This window comes from Aeromonas allosaccharophila, from assembly GCF_016026615.1.
Taxonomy (GTDB): domain Bacteria; phylum Pseudomonadota; class Gammaproteobacteria; order Enterobacterales; family Aeromonadaceae; genus Aeromonas; species Aeromonas allosaccharophila.
Map to the genome: position 1 here is coordinate 3,088,366 of NZ_CP065745.1, position 18,937 is coordinate 3,107,302.

General features: G+C 60.9%; 18 protein-coding genes and 1 other RNA gene. 4 read left to right on the top strand and 15 right to left on the bottom strand.

Annotated elements, in window-relative coordinates; translation table 11 throughout:
* Nucleotides 1-60 precede the first annotated feature (60 nt).
* The 13 genes from murC to rsmI form a co-directional block, all read right to left on the bottom strand.
* Complete coding sequence (gene murC / locus I6G90_RS14010; RefSeq protein WP_197927998.1) at nucleotides 61-1,515, bottom strand: UDP-N-acetylmuramate--L-alanine ligase; 1,455 nt, start codon at nucleotides 1,513-1,515, stop codon at nucleotides 61-63.
* Nucleotides 1,516-1,626: 111 nt separating this feature from the next.
* Nucleotides 1,627-2,709 carry an undecaprenyldiphospho-muramoylpentapeptide beta-N-acetylglucosaminyltransferase gene (gene murG, locus I6G90_RS14015; RefSeq protein WP_182938392.1) on the bottom strand — a complete coding sequence of 361 codons (1,083 nt, stop codon included), beginning with the start codon at nucleotides 2,707-2,709 and terminating at the stop codon, nucleotides 1,627-1,629.
* Nucleotides 2,709-3,890, bottom strand: coding sequence for a cell division protein FtsW (gene ftsW, locus I6G90_RS14020; RefSeq protein WP_042058675.1), 1,182 nt, complete (start codon nucleotides 3,888-3,890; stop codon nucleotides 2,709-2,711). The genes murG and ftsW overlap by 1 nt, the downstream gene beginning before the upstream one ends.
* Nucleotides 3,887-5,170 (bottom strand): UDP-N-acetylmuramoyl-L-alanine--D-glutamate ligase, encoded by a 1,284-nt coding sequence (gene murD, locus I6G90_RS14025; protein WP_197928000.1) that lies wholly within the window; start codon nucleotides 5,168-5,170, stop codon nucleotides 3,887-3,889. The genes ftsW and murD overlap by 4 nt, the downstream gene beginning before the upstream one ends.
* A gap of 4 nt (nucleotides 5,171-5,174) precedes the next feature.
* Entirely contained in the window at nucleotides 5,175-6,257 is a 1,083-nt protein-coding gene (gene mraY, locus I6G90_RS14030) for a phospho-N-acetylmuramoyl-pentapeptide-transferase (RefSeq protein ID WP_005355120.1), read from the bottom strand.
* A complete protein-coding gene (locus I6G90_RS14035) occupies nucleotides 6,251-7,606 on the bottom strand; it encodes a UDP-N-acetylmuramoyl-tripeptide--D-alanyl-D-alanine ligase (protein WP_197928002.1) in 1,356 nt (451 codons plus the stop codon). The genes mraY and I6G90_RS14035 overlap by 7 nt, the downstream gene beginning before the upstream one ends.
* On the bottom strand, nucleotides 7,603-9,135 hold the full coding sequence (gene murE / locus I6G90_RS14040; RefSeq protein ID WP_197928004.1) for a UDP-N-acetylmuramoyl-L-alanyl-D-glutamate--2,6-diaminopimelate ligase: 1,533 nt from the start codon (nucleotides 9,133-9,135) through the stop codon (nucleotides 7,603-7,605). The genes I6G90_RS14035 and murE overlap by 4 nt, the downstream gene beginning before the upstream one ends.
* Nucleotides 9,068-10,822: a penicillin-binding transpeptidase domain-containing protein gene (locus tag I6G90_RS14045; protein ID WP_139406669.1), complete on the bottom strand. Its 1,755-nt coding sequence runs from the start codon at nucleotides 10,820-10,822 to the stop codon at nucleotides 9,068-9,070. Before I6G90_RS14045 ends, murE begins: the two co-directional genes overlap by 68 nt.
* Entirely contained in the window at nucleotides 10,819-11,133 is a 315-nt protein-coding gene (gene ftsL / locus I6G90_RS14050; RefSeq protein ID WP_042058665.1) for a cell division protein FtsL, read from the bottom strand. The genes I6G90_RS14045 and ftsL overlap by 4 nt, the downstream gene beginning before the upstream one ends.
* Nucleotides 11,134-11,136: 3 nt before the next feature.
* Entirely contained in the window at nucleotides 11,137-12,075 is a 939-nt protein-coding gene (gene rsmH, locus I6G90_RS14055; RefSeq protein ID WP_005336168.1) for a 16S rRNA (cytosine(1402)-N(4))-methyltransferase RsmH, read from the bottom strand.
* Nucleotides 12,076-12,534 (bottom strand): division/cell wall cluster transcriptional repressor MraZ, encoded by a 459-nt coding sequence (gene mraZ / locus I6G90_RS14060; RefSeq protein ID WP_042655670.1) that lies wholly within the window; start codon nucleotides 12,532-12,534, stop codon nucleotides 12,076-12,078.
* 442 nt (nucleotides 12,535-12,976) lie between these two features.
* An RNA gene (rnpB, locus tag I6G90_RS14065) (RNase P RNA component class A) lies at nucleotides 12,977-13,363 on the bottom strand.
* Between the two features lie 156 nt (nucleotides 13,364-13,519).
* Nucleotides 13,520-14,353: a 16S rRNA (cytidine(1402)-2'-O)-methyltransferase gene (gene rsmI / locus I6G90_RS14070; protein ID WP_197928006.1), complete on the bottom strand. Its 834-nt coding sequence runs from the start codon at nucleotides 14,351-14,353 to the stop codon at nucleotides 13,520-13,522.
* Nucleotides 14,354-14,552: 199 nt separating this feature from the next.
* On the opposite strand from rsmI, the gene I6G90_RS14075 reads away from it, so the two are divergent.
* The 4 genes from I6G90_RS14075 to dolP are packed head-to-tail and all read left to right on the top strand — an operon-like array spanning nucleotide 14,553 to nucleotide 17,836.
* The gene (locus I6G90_RS14075; protein ID WP_232254361.1) at nucleotides 14,553-16,340 is read left to right on the top strand and encodes a penicillin-binding protein activator; all 1,788 of its coding nucleotides are present in this window, start codon (nucleotides 14,553-14,555) and stop codon (nucleotides 16,338-16,340) included.
* A complete protein-coding gene (locus tag I6G90_RS14080) occupies nucleotides 16,282-16,653 on the top strand; it encodes a YraN family protein (protein ID WP_197931202.1) in 372 nt (123 codons plus the stop codon). Before I6G90_RS14075 ends, I6G90_RS14080 begins: the two co-directional genes overlap by 59 nt.
* Before the next feature lie 9 nt (nucleotides 16,654-16,662).
* Nucleotides 16,663-17,253, top strand: a complete 591-nt coding sequence (locus tag I6G90_RS14085) for a D-sedoheptulose-7-phosphate isomerase (protein WP_005336275.1) — start codon at nucleotides 16,663-16,665, stop codon at nucleotides 17,251-17,253.
* A 4-nt stretch (nucleotides 17,254-17,257) separates the two neighbouring features.
* On the top strand, nucleotides 17,258-17,836 hold the full coding sequence (gene dolP / locus I6G90_RS14090; protein ID WP_042655666.1) for a division/outer membrane stress-associated lipid-binding lipoprotein: 579 nt from the start codon (nucleotides 17,258-17,260) through the stop codon (nucleotides 17,834-17,836).
* 42 nt (nucleotides 17,837-17,878) lie between these two features.
* On the opposite strand, the gene I6G90_RS14095 is transcribed toward dolP, so the two are convergent.
* The gene (locus I6G90_RS14095) at nucleotides 17,879-18,304 is read right to left on the bottom strand and encodes a ClpXP protease specificity-enhancing factor (RefSeq protein WP_005336278.1); all 426 of its coding nucleotides are present in this window, start codon (nucleotides 18,302-18,304) and stop codon (nucleotides 17,879-17,881) included.
* The gene (gene sspA, locus I6G90_RS14100; protein WP_042012397.1) at nucleotides 18,301-18,930 is read right to left on the bottom strand and encodes a stringent starvation protein SspA; all 630 of its coding nucleotides are present in this window, start codon (nucleotides 18,928-18,930) and stop codon (nucleotides 18,301-18,303) included. Before sspA ends, I6G90_RS14095 begins: the two co-directional genes overlap by 4 nt.
* Between the last annotated feature and the right edge of the window lie 7 nt (nucleotides 18,931-18,937).

Consider the following 18,937-nt stretch of genomic DNA (forward strand, 5'->3'; position numbering starts at 1 on the left):
GACAGACCGGTTCGCCATTATATAGGCCCCGGCTTGGCGGTCAAAATACTCATTGGGCCCTCAGGCGCCAGATTTCATGCTATCTACGCTCAATTTCATCTCTCCGAGACGACGGGCAAGCGCCCCGACGTTCCCGGCGCCTTGAGTCAGCACCAAATCCCCCTCGCCGATCAGGTCGGCCAGCACGGCGGGCACGTCATCTGGCGTGGCGACGAAGATGGGTTCAAGGTTGCCGCGCGAGCGAATGGAGCGACACAGCGCACGACCATCAGCGCCCGGGATCGGCTCCTCACCGGCAGCATAAACCTCCAGCATCACCAGCACGTCTACCTTGGAGAGCACATCGGCGAAGTCCTCGTAGAGGTCGCGGGTGCGGGTATAACGGTGCGGCTGGAACACCATCACCAGACGCTTCTCGGGCCAACCGGCACGGGCGGCGTTGATGGTGACCTTCACTTCACTCGGGTGGTGACCGTAATCGTCCACCAGCATCGCCTTGCCGCGACCGGTTTCAAACTCGCCATACTGCTGGAAGCGACGGCCGACCCCCTCAAATTTGGCCAGCGCACGGATGATGGCCTCATCGCTGACACCGTCCTCAGTCGCGACAGCTATCGCCGCTGCGGCGTTCATTGCGTTGTGAATCCCCGGCAAATTGAGGGTGACCTGCAGTTCCCCAGCCTCTTTGCGGCGAACCCGGAAGCAGCTGTGGTTGGTGGTCTGGACAAAATCCAGCACCTGCACGTCGGCATCGTCAGAGAGACCGTAAGTCAGGGTCGGGCGGGCAATCTCGGGCAACATGCCACGGATCACCGGATCATCGATGCAGACCACCGCCAGACCGTAGAAAGGCAGGTTGTGCAGAAACTCGATGAAGGTGGCCTTCAGCTTGGAGAAGTCACCGCCGTAGGTGTCCATGTGATCCGCTTCGATGTTGGTCACGATAGAGACCATCGGCTGCAGATGCAGGAAAGAGGCGTCGCTCTCGTCCGCCTCGGCAATCAGGTAGCGGCTGCTGCCCAGACGGGCATTGGTGCCGGCACTGTTGAGCAGGCCACCGATAACGAAGGTCGGGTCGCGGTCGGCTTCGGCATAGATGCTCGCCACCAGACTGGTGGTGGTGGTCTTGCCGTGGGTACCGGCGATGGCGATGCCGTGACGGAAACGCATCAGCTCGGCCAGCATCTCGGCGCGGCGCACGACCGGGATCCGCAATTCGCGGGCAGCCAGCAGCTCAGGGTTGTCCTGCTTGATGGCGGTAGAGACCACCACCACGCTGGCACCCTCGACATGTTCGGCACTGTGACCGACAAAGATGTGCGCGCCCAGTCCGGCCAACCGTTCGGTCACGGCGTTGCGAGCCAGATCAGAACCCGTTACCTGATACCCTTCGTTGGCAAGCACTTCGGCGATCCCGCCCATACCGGCACCACCGATACCGATAAAGTGGATGCGACGCACGCGGCGCATTTCGGGGATCACAGTACGCAGTTTTGCCAGTTCAACCTTGGTCATAATCGTCTCTTTAGTCTGCCGCAGGCCATGTGCCGTCAAAACGCGGCCGCACAGCGGCATCAATACATACAGGTACAAGGCTGCACGGTGTCACCGCTGCAACCTTGCTCATCAATCTTTACCACTCTGCCCGGTTGCGAGCTGTTTGCACTCATCGGCAACCCGCTCGGCCGCATCGGTAATGGCGACGCGGCGAGCCGCTTTCGCCATGTTAAACAGGGTCTCCCGGCGGCCAGCCAGCCAGGTCAGGCGCGCCGCCAGTGAGGCGGTATTCAGCTCGGACTGGGGCAAGAACTCGGCCGCACCGCCGTCGACCAGGGTCAGGGCGTTACGGGTCTGGTGATCATCCACCGCATGGGGCAGCGGCACGAAAATGGCAGCCACACCGGCGGCAGCCACTTCGGAAACGGTCAGGGCACCGGCACGGCAGACCACCAGGTCGGCCCAGGCGTAGGCGCTGGCCATATCCTTGATAAATTCGCTCACCTCGCCATTGATGCCGTGTTGGGCATAGGCAGCAGAGACAGCCTCGGCATTGCCCTTGCCACACTGGTGACGCACCTCAATGGGCACACCGGCAGCCGCCACCGCAGCAGGTACTTGCTCGTTGAGCACCCGGGCACCCAGACTGCCACCGACGATCAGCAGATGCAGTGGCTCGGCTCCACTGCGCAGTTGCGGATCCGGCAGGGCGACCACTTCGGGACGCACCGGATTACCGACCACTGCAGTGCGACGGCTCGGCGCGAAGGCGCCCGGAAATGCCATCAGCACCCGCCTGGCGATACGCGCCAGCAGCTTGTTGGTCATGCCGGCAGCAGCATTCTGCTCATGGAGCAACAACGGGATGCCGGAGAACCAGGCCGCCACGCCACCCGGGCCAGAGGCAAAACCGCCCATACCGAGCACCACGTCAGGGCGAACGGTCTTGAGTACCTGACGTGCCTGCAGGATCGATTTGACGATGCGATAGGGCGCCACCAGCAGTCGCTTGATGCCGTTACCACGCACTCCCTGAATATCGATGAAGGAGATGGGATAACCGTGGGCGGGCACCAGCTCCGCCTCCATCCGGTCGGCAGTGCCGAGCCAGTGGACAGTCCAGCCCTGGGCCTTCAGGCGATCGGCCACGGCCAGACCGGGGAACACATGTCCACCGGTACCACCTGCCATCACCAACAGAGTCTTGCTCACTAAACCTCCCGCACGCGCGCCTGGGCTGTCGCCTGACGCAACTCAAAATCGATTCGAATCAACATGCTCACCGCCACCGCCATGATGATGAGACTGGAGCCACCGTAACTGACCAGCGGTAGGGTCAAGCCCTTGGTCGGCATCATGCCGCTGGCCGCGCCAACGTTGACGAAGGTCTGGAAGCTGAACCAGATGCCGATGCCGATGGCCAGATAGCCGTCATAGAGCCGCTCTGCCACCAGCGCGCGATGCCCCAGCTTGAGCGCCTTGATCGCCAGCGCAAAAATCAGGAACAGGGCGCCCAGCACCCCGACGTAACCCAGCTCTTCGCCGAGGATCGCAAACACGAAGTCGGTGTGCGCTTCCGGCAGGTACTCCATCTTCTGGATGGAGTTACCAAGCCCTTCGCCAAACCAGCTGCCACGGCCAAACGCCATCAGCGACTGGGTCAACTGGTAGCCACTGCCGAACGGATCGGCCCAGGGATCCATAAAGGAGGTCACCCGCCGCATCCGGTAGGGCTCGACGATGATCAGCATCACCACCGAGCCGAGGCCCGCGCCGATCAGGGTCAAAAACTGCCCCAGTCGGGCACCGGCCAGAAACAGCATGCCAAACGAGGTAACGAACATCACCACGGTGGAACCCAGGTCAGGCTGCAACAGCAGCAAGACTGCCAGCACCCCGAACACCGCCAGCGGTTTCAGGAAGCCGATCCAGGCTTCGCGCACTTCGCTCTGGCGCCGCACCAGATAACCGGCCAGATAGACAAACAGCGCCAGCTTGCCAAATTCCGCAGGCTGCAGGTTGAAGGGGCCGAGCGGCAACCAGCGCACCGCACCGTTGACGTTGCGACCGACCAGCAGCACCAGCACCAGCATCAAGATCGCCAGCAGCAGCATGGGGCCGTTGTGCTGTTGCCAGCGCGCCATCGGCACCTGCAACACAAACCAGGAGATACCGAGCGCCATCACCAGAAACAGGGCGTGACGCTTCACAAACATGAAGGGGTCATCTCCCAGCGCAATCCCTTCGGGGATCGACGCCGAGGCCACGATGACCACCCCGACCGCCATCAGGGAGAGCGCCAGCAGTACCAGCTGCCGATCGTAGAGACCGGCAGGACGCGCTGGTAACAACCAGCGCTGGAACAGACCTGCTGCTGCGCGAAGGGCGTTCATAGTGCCAGCACCATCTCGGTGAAACGATCGCCGCGCACCTCGAACGACTTGAACTGATCGAGGCTGGCACAGGCTGGCGCCAGCAGCACCCAGTCACCGGGCCGGGCATCGGCCGCCGCCTTGGCAACCGCAGCGGCCAAGTCGGCCACCCGTTCGGTCTGCTCGCCCAGTGCCAGCAGCACCTCGGCATCCTGACCGAAGCAGTACATGTGATCGATCCGGTTGCCCAGCAGCGCCTGGATCGGGCCAAAATCCTGCCCCTTGCCCTGACCACCGGCCAGCAGCAACAGGCGCCCCTTGACCGACTCGCGCACACCGGCAACGGCAGCCAGCGTGGCTCCCACGTTGGTAGCCTTGGAGTCGTTGATCCAGCGTACCCCGTTCACCTCGCGCACGAAGCGAGCGCGATGGGGCAAGCCTTCAAAGCGGCGCAGCACGGTGAGCTGGGCAGCGCGGGGAATGCCGACCGCATCGCACAGCGCCATGGCGGCCAGCGCATTGGCCTGATTGTGGGCGCCGACGATCTTCATCTCGTCCACCGCCAGCAGCGGTTCGCCGTGCAGGGTCAGCCAGTAGCGGCCATCCAGCAGGCAGCGGCCGTAACCATTGCAGTCGAGGCCAAAGCTCTGCCACACCTGACCCACATCGGGCAGGGTCTGGGCATCGTCGCGATTGACCAGAATGTGTTTGGAGTGCTGATGGATCTCCATCTTGGCGGCGCGATAGTCGGCCATGCCCTGATAGCGATCCATGTGATCTTCGGAGAGGTTCAGCACCACGGAGGCGGCAGCACGCAGGCTGTAGGTGGTCTCGAGCTGGAAGCTGGAGAGCTCCAGCACGCAGAGATCCATCGGATGCTTGAGCAACTCCAGCGCCGGTGTACCGATATTACCGCCCACTCCGACATTGAGTCCCGCCTCGGCAATCATCTCGCCCACCAGGGTAGTGACGGTGCTCTTGCCGTTGGAGCCGGTGATGGCGATGACCGGGGTCTGGGTCTCGCGGACAAACAGCTCGATATCCCCGATGATCTGCACGCCACGCTCGGCGGCGGCTTTCAGTTCGGGGGTCGCCAGCGCGATACCCGGGCTCGCGACGATCATGTGCGCCTGCTTGAGCAGCGCCTCGTCGAGCCCATGGATCAACTCCACTTCCGGCGGCAGTTGATCCTTGCCGGGCGGGTTGGCGCGGGTATCCATCACCAGTGGCGTGACGCCACGGCCGAGGAAGTAATCGACACAGGAGAGTCCGGTTTTGCCCAATCCGATGATGATGACCATGGTCTTACCTCACCTTCAGGGTGGCAAGACCCAGCAGCACCAGCACGAGGGTGATGATCCAGAAGCGCACGATGACGCGCGGCTCCGGCCAGCCCTTCTTCTCGTAGTGGTGATGGATCGGCGCCATGCGGAAGATCCGCACGCCGCGCAGTTTGTATGAACCCACCTGCAGGATCACCGAGACGGTCTCCATCACGAAGACACCGCCCATGATCACCAGCAGGAACTCCTGACGGACCAGCACGGCGATGGTGCCAAGCGCGCCGCCCAGTGCCAGGGAACCAACGTCCCCCATGAAGACCTGGGCCGGATAGGTGTTGAACCAGAGGAAGCCCAGACCCGCCCCGACGATGGCAGTACAGACGATCACCAGCTCGGAGGTATAGGGCACGTAGGGAATGTGCAGGTAGTTGGCAAAGTTGACGTTACCGGTGGCCCAGGCGATCAGGGCAAAGCCCCCTGCCACCATCACGGTCGGCATGATGGCCAGGCCGTCAAGACCGTCGGTCAGGTTGACCGCGTTGGAGGTGCCGACGATGACAAAGTAAGTCAGCACGATAAACATCAGGCCAAGCTGCGGCATCACATCCTTGAGGAAAGGCACCACCAGCTGGGTCTGCCCCTCATGGGTTGCAGTCGCATAGAGGAACACCGCCACCGCGAGCGCTACCGCGGATTGCCAGAAGTACTTCCAGCGTGCGATCAGACCGTCGGTATTCTTGCGCACCACCTTGAGGTAGTCGTCGGCAAAGCCGATGGCGCCGTAGGCTCCGAGCACAAACAGCACCAGCCAGACATAGGGGTTGTCGAGGCGGCACCAGAGCAGTACAGACGTGAAGATCGCAGCAATGATCATCAGGCCACCCATGGTCGGGGTGCCCCGCTTGCTGAGGTGGGACTCGGGACCGTCGTTGCGGATCACTTGGCCGAATTTCAGGATCTGCAGGCGGCGGATCAAGCGCGGCCCCATCCAGAGGGCAACCCCCAGTCCGGTGATAATCGACAGGATGGCGCGAAACGTCAGGTAGGAGAAGACGTTGAAGAAGGTGAAGTGCGGGGTGAGCAGTTCAGCCAGCCAGACTAGCATGTGGCTGACTCCTGATGGCCTTTGACCATCTCGACGATATCTTCCATGCGGGAGCCACGGGCCCCCTTGACCAGAATCGAAATTTCCTGATGTGTATTTATCATTTGCGCAAGCACTTCAAACAACGATGCCTTGTTATCGAAATGTCGGCCCGCCGCGGCATCTGCGGTGTGGCGACTCTGTTCCCCCACTGTCAGCACGGCATCCAGGCCGCGCTCGCGGGCATGACGGCCAACCCGGGCGTGTTGCTCGGCAGACTCCTCACCCAGTTCCCGCATATCACCGAACACCAGCACCTTGAAGCCACCCATGGCGGTCAGGGTATCGATGCCCGCCAGCACGGATTCCACGCTGGCATTGTAGGTATCATCCACCAGGGTCAGACCGCCCCAGCGCTGGACGCAGAAGCGTCCCTTGACCGGCGCCATCTGCTCCAGCCCCGCTTTGACACAAGCGAGGGATGCGCCGAGGGCCAGACAGCCCGCGGCGGCAGCCAGCGCATTCGCCACGTTGTGGCGACCCGGGATCGCCAGAGTCAGGCTCAGCTCGCCCTGCGGGGTCACCATCACGAACTCGGCGCAGCCTTGCTCGTTGAGCGCCATGTCGCGCGCGTGGAACGGCTGGCTCTGATCTTCGATAGAGAAAGCGCACTGAATGCCGCGCTCCCGCCACTTCGGCCAGAATTCGTTGTCGGCATTGACGATGGCGGTGCCACCCTCGCTCAACCCCTCAAAAATTTCGCTCTTGGCGTGGAACACCCCTTCCAGCGAGCCGAAGCCCTCCAGATGGGCCGCCGCCACGTTGTTGATGATGGCGGCATCGGGTTTGGCCAGTGAAGTAGTCCAGGCGATTTCGCCAGGATGGTTGGCACCCAGCTCCATCACCGCAAACTTGTGCTGCGGCTCGAGGCGCAGCAGGGTGAGCGGCACGCCCACCTCGTTGTTGAAGTTGCCAGCGGTGGCCAGCACCTCCCCTTCGTTGCGCAGGATGGCGGTCGCCATCTCCTTCACCGTGGTCTTGCCACAACTGCCGGTAATGGCCAGCACTTTCGGATTGATGCGCTCGCGCACCAGCTTGCCGAGTCGGCCCAGCCCCTTGAGGCTGTCGGCCACCACCAGCTGGGGGATGGCCAGCGGCAGCTCGCGCTCGACCAGCAGGGCAGAGGCCCCTGCCTGAACGGCCTGCTCACAAAAATCATGGGCATCGAAGCGCTCGCCGCGCAGGGCAACGAACAGGGCACCCGCGCCCAGAGTGCGGGTGTCGGTACTGACGACGGTGATCTCGCCATCGTCACCAATCAGACGGGCATCGAGTACCTGCGCCAGCTCGGCAAGCCTGAGGGTCATCATGTGAATGACTCCAATAATGTGTGCAAGGCGGCCGCGACGGTTTCCCGGTCGCTGTAGTGCCGCTTGTCGGTTCCAATGATCTGATAATCCTCGTGGCCCTTACCGGCCACCAGGATGATGTCCTGTTTGCTCGCCTGACCGATGGCCAGCGCAATCGCCTTGACCCGGTCGTGCTCCACCTGCACCGCAGCAGGATCGCGAAGCCCCGCCACCATGTCGGCCATGATCCGGGCCGGCTCCTCGGTACGGGGATTGTCGTCGGTCAGGATCACGCGATCCGCATACTGTTCGGCCATGGCCGCCATCATGGGGCGCTTGCCGCGATCGCGGTCGCCACCACAGCCGACCAGACACCAGAGCTGGCCTGTGCAGTGCACCCGCAGGGCCTGCAATGCCTTTTCCAGCGCATCCGGGGTGTGGGCGTAATCGACCACCGCCAGCGGCGTATCGCCACCGCCAAAACACTCCATGCGACCGGTCACCGGCTGCAATTGAGGCGCAGTCGCCAGCAGCTCGTGGAAGTCGTAACCGAGCACCAGCATCACGCCCATCGCGGCCAGCACATTGCTGACGTTGAAGCGCCCGAGCAAGGGGGCGGATAATACACCATTCCCCCAGCTGGAGTTAATCTGCGCGCGAAAACCTTGCTGGTGAAAATCGAGCTGCTGCGCCGTTAATTGACGACCAGAATGGTGTTCAATCGGGCCATCCACACTGAAGGCCACCGCAGCCGGGTATTTTTCGAGCCACCTGGCACCCAACTCGTCATCCTGGTTGATCACCGCATTCGACTCATCGACCAGTTGCAGCAACTGCTCCTTGGCGGCGCCATAGGCTTCCATGGTGCCGTGATAGTCGAGGTGATCCCGGCTCAGGTTGGTGAAGACAGCGGCGGCAAACGGCAGCGCGGCGACACGGTGCTGCACCAGACCGTGGCTGGAGACCTCCATCGCCACCAGATCCGCCCCCTGCTCTTGCAGGGCCGCCAGATTGGCTTGTACCTGCACGGCGCTGCCGGTGGTGTTTTCCGCTTCGATCAGATGGCCAAACAGGCCGTTGCCGATGGTGCCCATCACGCCGGCCTTGCCACCCAGCAGGGTGCGCCAGTTGGCGACCAGCAGCGCGGTGGTGCTCTTGCCGTTGGTGCCGGTGATCCCGACCAAAGCCAGTTTTTTTGCTGGCTGGTCGTAGAAATAGCCGGAGAGCGCAGAGAGGTGAACGGGCAGATCCCGCATCCCGATACAGGGAACGGAAACCGCTGGCGCGATAAATTCACCATCCTCCTCAAACACAACAGCGGTCGCTCCCTGAGCCACCGCCTTTTCGATAAACCGTCTGCCATCCACCTGATGACCACGAATGGCCACGAAGAGCGAGCCGCGGCCGACCCGCCGACTATCCAGCTGGATATCGGTCAGGGTGAGCGCCGGCGCCTGGATACCGAAGGGGCGCAGTAATACATCAAGTGCGCGGGACAAGAGAGGCCTCCGTACGGGCAAGTTTGGTGGGCACCACTGGCGGCACCGCATCGGGACGAATATTGAAGAGCTGCAGCACCCCGCCCATGGCCTCTGCAAACGGCGGGGTCGCCACGGCGCCGCCATAATAGGCGCTGCCTTTTGGCTCGTTGATCACCACCACCATAACGAAACGGGGATCACTGGCGGGTGCGAAACCGGCAAACCAGGCCATGTAATCCTTGCCGTAGCCACCGGCGACGGCGACCTTGGCGGTACCACTCTTGCCGCCGACCCGATAGCCCGGGATCTTGGCTTTCGGAATGGCGTTGTCGACCACATACTCGAGCGCCTGCAACATGGCAGAGGCGTTGTTGTGGTCGATCACCTGCTCACCCTTGGGCGGCGTGGTCACCTTGACGATAGAGAGCGGCACCCGTTTGCCCTTGTTGGCCAGGGTGGCATAGGCGGAAGCCAGCTGCAGCGGAGTGACCCGCAGGCCATAACCGAACGAGAGGGTCGCCCGCTCGATATCGGACCAGCGACGACGCTGGGGCAGCATGCCGCTGCTCTCGCCCATCAGCCCGCTGCCGGTATCCATCCCGAAACCGAACATGCTGAGGGTGTTGATCATCTCCTGCGCCGGCATCCGCAGCGCGATGCGCGACATACCGATGTTGGAGGAGTAGCGCAGGATGTCGTAGAGGTTGGTCGCCTTGTGGATACTGACGTCCTTGATCTGCTTTGCCCCGATAAAGAGCGGCCCGCCCTGAATGGTGTCTTTCCAGCTGGTCACGCCAGCCTGCAAGGCACTGAGCAAAATCAATGGTTTGATGGTAGAACCCGGCTCGTAGGTATCGGTCACCACCCGGTTGCGCACCCGGAAGCTCTGGTACTGGCCGCGGTTGTTCGGGTTGTAGGAGGGGGTGTTGACCATGGCCAGCACTTCACCGGTCTTGATATCCAGCATCACCATGGAGCCGGAGGTCGCCTTGTTCTCGTCGGTTGCCCGCTTGAGCGCGCGGTAGGCCAGCGCCTGCACCCGCTGATCGATACTGAGTTGCAGATCGTTGGCGTTCTTGCCCTCTTTGACGAGGCCAAGTCGCTCGATGACTCGTCCCTGACGATCCTTGCGCACCCGCATCTCGCCGGGCGTCGCAGTCAGCCACTCGTTGTAGCTGCGCTCAATCCCTTCAATACCGCTGCCATCGATATTGGTCACCCCCACCAGATGGGCGCTGATCTCGCCGGTCGGGTAGAAGCGGCGCGCTTCGGGACGCAGGTAAATGCCACCCAGCTTGAGCCCCTTGATATATTCCGCCACGGCAGGGGTCACCTGACGCTGCAGATAGACGAAGCGCTTGCTGGGGTTGGCAATGCGGTGTTTGAGGGTATTGATGTCTAGCTTGAGCACGGCGGAGAGCGCCAGCCAGGCTCGCTCATTATTGATGGCACCGGATTCGTGGACGGTCTTGGGATCGGCCCAGACTGCTTCGACCGGTACCGAAACCGCCAGCTGCTCGCCGTTGCGATCGGTGATCATGCCGCGCACCGCCTGGGTGGAGGTGGTTCGCAGGGAGCGCATGTCCCCCTCCTGACGCAGACGATCCGGATTGATCACCTGGATCCAGGCCAGACGCAGGATCAGACCCACAAACGCGATGCCGATAAACACCGCAAGCGTGCGAAAGCGCCACGGATAGATCGATGGCGCTTTGACAGTCGCTTTGGCAGCTTTGGCTGTAGCCTTGCGTTTCATGGTTGGGTAATTACCTTCTCGGTGGTCACCAGCGGACGCCCCATCTGCAACTTGTCCATCGCCAGACTCGCCACCCGGGAGTGTTCAGCCAGGGTGCCCTGCTCCAGCAGCAGATGGCGCCATTCGATATTGAGGCGATCCTCTTCTGCCATCAGATCGTTCTGCTGGGCCGTCAGACCTCGGGTCATGTTGGTCACCAGAATCACGGCAAACGCGGTCACCAGCACGGCGACCGACAGAAAAATCTGCAGCTTGTGCCGCCAGAGATCGGCAACGATCTCCTTGGCCAGATGAACACGCACTTCGCTCATCGCTTACTCCGCCAGCCGCTCGGCAACGCGCAGCACCGAGCTACGTGACCGGCTGTTTTCAGATACTTCATGATCAGAAGGCTTGAGCGCCTTGCCGACCGACTTCAATTTGCGACCGCCAGCGAGCTGAGCCTCGGTCAACGGAATGCCGTAAGGCACTTCCGGCCCCTTCTCGTGCTTGCGGATAAAATGCTTCACCAATCTGTCTTCCAGCGAATGGAAGCTGATCACCGACAGACGGCCGTGCGGTGCCAGCACCTCCAGCGCACCGTTGAGCGCGGTTTCGATCTCGTCCAGCTCGCTGTTGATATAGATGCGGATGGCCTGGAAGCTGCGGGTTGCCGCATGCTTGCCCTTCTCCTTGCTCGGATTGACCCGGGCAATCATCTCCGCCAGTTGACGGGTACGCACATAAGGTTCGGTCACGCGGTCATGCACGATGGCACGGGCGATCTTCTTGGCAAAACGCTCTTCACCGAAGGTCTTCAGCACCCAGGCGATGTCATCCACATCGGCCTTGGCCAGCCACTCGGCGGCGCTCTGGCCGGAAGTGGGGTCCATCCGCATATCGAGCGGACCATCTTTCATGAAGCTGAAGCCGCGCTCGGCATCATCCAGCTGGGGTGAAGAGACCCCCAGATCCAGCAGGAAGCCATCCACCTTGCCCAGTAAACCGCGCTCATCCAGATAGGAAGCGATGCCGGAGAAGGGACCATGCACGATTTCGAAACGGGGATCCTGGATCTTGGCCGCTTCGGCGATCGCCTGCGGATCGCGGTCGATGGCGATCAGGCGGCCATTGGGGCCAAGGTGCTGCAGGATCAGACGAGAATGACCACCACGGCCAAAAGTACCGTCGACGTAGACACCGTCCGGCTTGATGGCCAGACCTTCAACGGCTTCGTGCAGCAGCACTGTGATGTGTTCAGCGGCTTGGGTCATTTATAAAGAGAAATCCTGTAGTCGTGGTGAGCTTGCCCAATCGTCCCCGGGCAGACCCAAGATGTCGTCATTGACCTGTTGTTGCCAGCGGGCTTCATCCCACAACTCAAACTTGTTGAGCTGGCCCACCAGCATGATTTTCTTGTCCAGCCCCGCATGGTTGCGCAGTGGCTGACTGAGCAGCAGACGGCCATTGCCATCCAGCTCGCATTCGGTTGCATGTCCCAGCAGCAGTCGCTGCAAACGGCGCTCTTGCGGATTCATGCTGGAGAGGGTCTTGAGCTTGCGCTCGACCTCTTCCCATTCAGTCAGGGGATAAAGCAGCAGACAGGGATGGGCAATATCGATGGTGCAGACCAGCTGGCCGTCGCTTTCATCGCGCAGCCAATCACGGAATTTGGTCGGAATAGCCAGCCGCCCTTTACTGTCCAGGCTGATGGCATGAGCGCCACGCAACAAATTGCAGTCCCTGAAGGTGAGTGAGCAGGCAGATTGCCCCTCTAAAAACCACTTTGATCCACTTTTCCCCACGTTGAAGTTTAAGGACGTGCAGGGGGCTTTTCAAGCAAGGAGATGGGACAGAGGGAACATATTGACGCAGCATTTGCATACTGCGGATTGAGTGGGTTGATTTTCCACAAGTTATTTGGCGTTAAACTCTGGTGATTAATTGAAATAAGTGAATGAACTGAGAACAGACACAATATGCGGGTGCGAACAGCCATCCGGTGTCCTATCACTATCTATCGCTGCCATTGCGCTAAATACGAGACTATTCGACTGATTTAAAACATATAATTTCATTCAACATGGCGAGACAAAAAATATCCGACCAACAAAGCCATATTTTCTCATGCATAAAAAAGAGCCCCGCGATAAATCGCGAGGCTCTTCGGAATGAGGTCGGAGTCGGCCTGTAAGCCGGGTTCTGTACCGGGTTGCCCCGGGTAGCAATCATTCCTCTAGGCCAGCAATCGCTCGCTGGCTCAAGCAACCTACCCGCCCCCAACGCGGGCCGCGCCAATAGGGGCCTATTTGGTCTTGCTTCGGGTGGAGTTTACCGTGCCACGAACTGTTGCCAGTCGCGCGGTGCGCTCTTACCGCACCCTTTCACCCTTACCTGATCCCTTGCGGGCCATCGGCGGTCTGCTCTCTGTTGCACTGGTCGTAGGCTCACGCCCCCCAGGCGTTACCTGGCACCCTGCCCTATGAAGCCCGGACTTTCCTCCCCTCCGCCCGTCTGTCCCGAGGGACACAACGACGAAGCAGCGATTGCCCAGCCAACTCCGAGCGCGGATTATAGCCTTGCGATACACACGGGGTAAACCGGCAATTCCCGTTTACAGCCATTTATCGCGCTTTGACCCCCGTTGACAGGCTGAATGCTTGCCGGTTCGGGGGATTGCACAGGTCAGAAAACAGTCTGCTGGCCTATTTCATCGGCTCAATGGTGTTCGAGACCGTATTTGTAGAGGGCATTTTTCTTCACGCCGTGGATCTCGGCGGTCAGGGCAGCCGCTTTCTTCAGTGGCAGTTCGGCTACCAGCAGCCCCAGAGTGCGGATCGCCTCGGCCGGCAGATCCTCTTCATCTTTGGAGGCGCCAGCCACCACCAGCACGATCTCACCGCGGCAGCGGTTGTCATCCTCACCGAGCCAGGTCAGCATTTCGGACGCTGGTAGACCGTGGATCGACTCAAAGGTCTTGGTCAACTCGCGGCACACCACCACCTGGCGCTCGCCGAGAATGCGAGCAATCGCTTCCACCGTATCCTTCACCCTGCGTGGCGACTCGTAAAACACCAGCGAGCGGGTGTCTTCGATAACCGCTTGCAGACGATCGTCGCGTCCCTTGCTCTTGGCGGGCAGAAAACCTTCAAACGCAAAGCGATCGGTGGGCAGACCAGCGGCGCTCAGGGCGGTGATGGCGGCACAAGGGCCAGGCAGCGGCACCACCTTGACCCCGGCTTCACGACAGCGGGTGACCAAGTGATAACCGGGGTCGCTGATGAGCGGAGTGCCGGCATCGGAGACCAGCGCAACACTCTTGCCCTCTTTGATCCGGCCGATCAGCACATCGGCCTTCTGCTGCTCGTTGTGATCGTGCAGGGCGAAGGTCGGCACCGAGATTTGGTAGTGGCTGAGCAGGATACCGCTATGACGGGTATCTTCTGCTGCCACCAGATCGACACTGCGTAAAATATCCAATGCACGCTGGGTGATGTCCGCCAAATTGCCGATCGGAGTGGGGACTATATACAGGGTTGGGATGTCACTCATGGGATCTCCGAGTGCCCCGACAATTGTGTCGCCATATTGGCCCGTTTACACTATGGGGAACTTCAACACTGGTCGGGGAATGAACTTGAACCGGGTTACAAAGCAGCTAAGTGTATCACGACTCTTCGGCATCATACTCGCGGCAGTACTGCTCGCCGCCTGTGCGTCGGAGCCCAATCAACCGTCAGGGCAGTCAGGCATGCCCTCTGCGTTCTCCAATCTGACCAAGAATGCCCAGTGGTATCTTGAGCAGGTGGACCCGGCCAAGCCGGCTGAAGCCTTTACTTGGCAGATGCTGGCGGCACGCAGCTATCTGGCGCTGGGCCAGGCCAAACCGGCCTCGGCACTGTTCCAACAATTGCAGAAGCAGGCCAAGGAGCCCGCCCAGAAGGCGCAGCTGCAACTGCTGCAAGCCCATCTGTTGCTGGCGCAGGGCCACGCCAATCAGGCGCTGATCCTGCTGGAAGGCAAACCCGAGGTGGTGCTGGATGCCGATACCCAGAAGAATTGGTATCGCCAGCGCGTGGTGCTACAGCTCGACATCAACAACAAGTTTGGCGCAGCCAAGTCGTTGATTGCACTGGAACCCTACCTCAATCAGAGCGAGCAGGCCACCAACCATCAGCAGATCTGGTCGTTGCTCAAAAGCATGACCCCCTCCACCCTGCAAGCACTGGAAGAGGCACCGGCTCCTGATGTGACTACCGGCTGGTTGCGACTGGCGGCACTGGTCAACGAGTTTGGCGCCCAGCCGAACCTGCTGGCGCGGCAGCTGGCAGGCTGGAAACGCGACTTCCCCAACCATCCGGCTCAGAAAGATATGCCGGCAGGATTGGGCGATCTGGCTACCACTGCCAGCACCTCGGTACAGCAGATCGCCGTGCTGCTGCCCCTCTCCGGTAATCTGGAGCCGCAGGGCGCCGCCATCCGCAACGGTATGCTGATGTCCTACAAGGAGAATCAGGGGCAATTTACCCTGAACTTCTACGACACCCAGAGCAAGTCGACCGGCGATCTTTACAAGCAGGCGATTCAGGAAGGGGCGGACATGATCATCGGCCCGCTGCTGAAAGACCGGGTCGAGGAGCTGCTCAAGGCCAATCCGAGCGTGCCGGTGCTGGCGCTCAACGAGCTGGACAAGCCGATCGTCAACGATACCACCTACTACTTCTCTCTCTCTGCCGCCGCAGATGCCGCGCAGGCAGCCCAGTACCTCTACACACAGGGCTACCGCAAACCGCTGCTGATCGCCGCTCAGGGGCGGATCGGTTACAGCAGTATCAAGGCGTTCGAGCAGAGCTGGGCCACCCTGAGCCAGGATAAACCGGTCGTTGCCACCTTCGGTGCCCGCAACGAAGTTCAGGGGATGGTCAAGAATGCCCTGAGCGGCCGCTCTACCGCCCGTGCTGGTGAAGTGGTGCAACTCTCTGATGCCGCACCGCGCAGCATCGATGCCGTTTACGTGGTGGCCAACAGCCTGGAAACCCGGATGATCAAGCCCTACGTGGATGTCTCGGTCAATCCGATGGGCAGCCTGCCCATCTACACCAGCTCCCGTGGCTACGACAGCGCTGCCACCGAGGTCGCCTCCGAGCTCAATGGCATGCATATCGCCGATATGCCGCTGCTGCTTGGCGGCTACGAGAAACAGCGCGAGCAGATCGCCCTGCTCTGGCCGCAGACCCAGGGTGACCTGCTGCGGCTGTTTGCCATGGGTTACGATGCCGTCAGCCTGGCAGAGAACCTGCAGCAGATGCGCAAGGTGGGTGGCATTCAGCAGGCTGGCATGAGCGGTCAGCTGAGCGTGGATGCCCAGGGCAATATCGTGCGGATGCTGAGCTGGGGTACTTACCAGAACGGCAAACTGGTCGACGAGAACGCCGTTCAGCAGCTGGAGGAGCCCTCCAATGAAGGAACTATGGAAACGGATGCGCCAGCAGTTGCCGAGCCTGTTCTCCTCACCGACGAGCAAGGGACAGCACTTTGAACAAGTCGCTGAACGCTGGTTGCAGGCCCGGGGCCTGCAACCGGTAGCGCGCAACTACCGCTGTCGTGGCGGTGAAATAGATCTCATCATGCACCAGGGCCAGACCCTGGTGTTTGTTGAGGTGCGCTACCGGGCCACAAGCAGCCATGGCGGGGCCGCCAGTTCGGTCACCCGCAGCAAACAGCACAAGATCATGCTGGCAGCGCGCCACTATTTGAAGCAACATGCCATCAACGAGGCCAATCAGGCCTGCCGATTCGATGTGATTGCGTTCGAGGGCGACCAGCCAGCCTGGATCCAGAACGCATTTTAAGAGGACCCTATGACTGACCGCATCAAAGAGAACTACACCGAAAGCATCCAGACCAAGATAGCCGCCGCCGAGGCGCTGCCGGATGCCATCCATACTGCAGCCCAGATGATCACCATCTGCCTGCTCAATGGCCACAAGGTGCTGGCATGCGGTAACGGTCCTTCTGCCGCACTGGCGCAACTGTTCATCTCCGAGCTGGTCAACTGCTACGAGACCCAGCGCCCCTCCCTGCCCGGCATGGCCCTGACGCCCGACATGGCGACCATCAGCGCCATCGCCACCGATCACGGTTTTGAAGAGGTCTACGCCAAGCAGATCCGCGCGCTAGGCCAACCCGGCGACATTCTGGTGGTCATCACCACCTCCGGCCACAGCCGCAGCCTGATCAAGGCTGCCGAGGCCGCCCTCTCCCGCGACATGACCATAGTGGTGCTGAGCGGGGGTGACGGTGGCGAAATGGCAGGTCTGCTCGGTCCGAATGATGTGGAGATCCGCGTGCCATCCGCCCGTCGGCCTCGCATTCTGGAAGTGAACCTGTTGACCCTGCACTGCCTGTGTGATCTCATCGACCAGACACTTTTCCCGCAACAGGAAGATTGAAACCATGAAAAAGCACACTATCCTGCTCGGTCTGCTGGTGAGCAGCCTGCTGCTGCAAGGCTGCGCAGCCGTGGTTGTTGGCGGCGCCGCAGGGACTGCCAAGGCCTCTGGCGATCGCCGAACACTGGGCGCGCAGTGGGATGACCAGACCATCGAGCTGAAAGCGGCCAATCTGCTGGCCGACAACAAACCGCTCAGCGCAGCCAGCAAGATCAGCGTCTATAGCAACAATGGCCGCGTGTTGCTGGTCGGCCAGACACCTTCTGACGTTTACAAGATTGAGGCGGGCAAAATTGTCAGTCGCATCGAAGGGGTCCGCCACGTCTACAACGAGTTGCGCCTTGGCCAGCCCGCCAGCTTCACCACTCGCAGCAATGATTCCTGGATCACCTCCAAGGTGAAGGCCGACATGTTCGGTACCAAGAACTTCGACAGCACCAAGGTCAAGGTGGTCACCGAGAATAGCGAGGTGTTCCTGATTGGGCTGGTGACGCGTCAGGAGGGGGAACAGGCAGTACAGATTGCCCGCCACGTTGAGGGCGTGAAGCGCGTGATCAAGGCCTTCGAGTTCGCCCAGAACTAAAACCACGCGGCATAAAAAAACGCAGCCAATCGGCTGCGTTTTTTATTTGATCACTTTCAGGGTCGGACGACCGCTGGGGCGCGGCGGTTCCGGCTCAGGCTCCACCGGCGCTTCGGCCTGTTCCAGCCAGATGTCATAACCCGGCTCGGGCGGGAACATGGTGCCCACGCCGTTCTCCCGGGCATGGATAGCCAGCACGGCCGCCATCGGGATATAGACCTGCTGGGATACCCCGCCAAAGCGGGCGCTGAAGCTGATGGCCTCATTATCCATATGAAATTGCATCACGGCACGGGGCGCAATGTTCAATACAATCTGACCATCCTGGGCAAACTGCATCGGCACCATCACATGAGGAATGTTGACGTTGACCACCAGATGGGGGGTCAGGTCATTGTCCAGCAACCAGTCAAAGAACGCCCGTAACAGGTACGGGCGGCTCGGTGTCATTGTCGGTTCCATGCTCATACGCCAGAACGGATCTCGCGCTCGGCTTCGGTCAGAGAGGCCTGGAAGGATTCACGCTCGAACAGACGAACCATGTAGGCCTTCAGCTCTTTGGCGCCACGACCGGTCAGGTCGATGCCAAGGCTCGGCAGACGCCACAGCAGCGGTGCCATGTAGCAATCCACCAGACCGAACTCTTCGCTCATGAAATAGGGCATTTCACCGAAGATCGGCGCGATGGCCAGCAGGTTGTCACGCAGTTCGTTGCGTGCCGCTTCAGCATCGGTACCGGCCATGATCTTGTCGGCCAGGGAGTACCAGTCCAGCTCGATGCGGTGCATCATCAGACGGCTGTTACCACGAGCAACCGGGTAAACAGGCATCAGGGGCGGATGCGGGAAGCGCTCGTCCAGATACTCCATGATGATGCGTGAGGTATAGAGTGCCAGCTCACGATCCACCAGGGTCGGTACAGAGTTGTACGGGTTCAGCTCGGCCAGCTCATCCGGCAGATTGGCTGGGTCAACCTGGCAGATATCCACGCTAACACCCTTCTCCGCCAGGACAATACGCACCTGATGGCTGAACATATCGTTGGCACCGGAAAACAGCGTCATTACCGAACGCTTATTGGCAGCTACAGCCATTGAACCC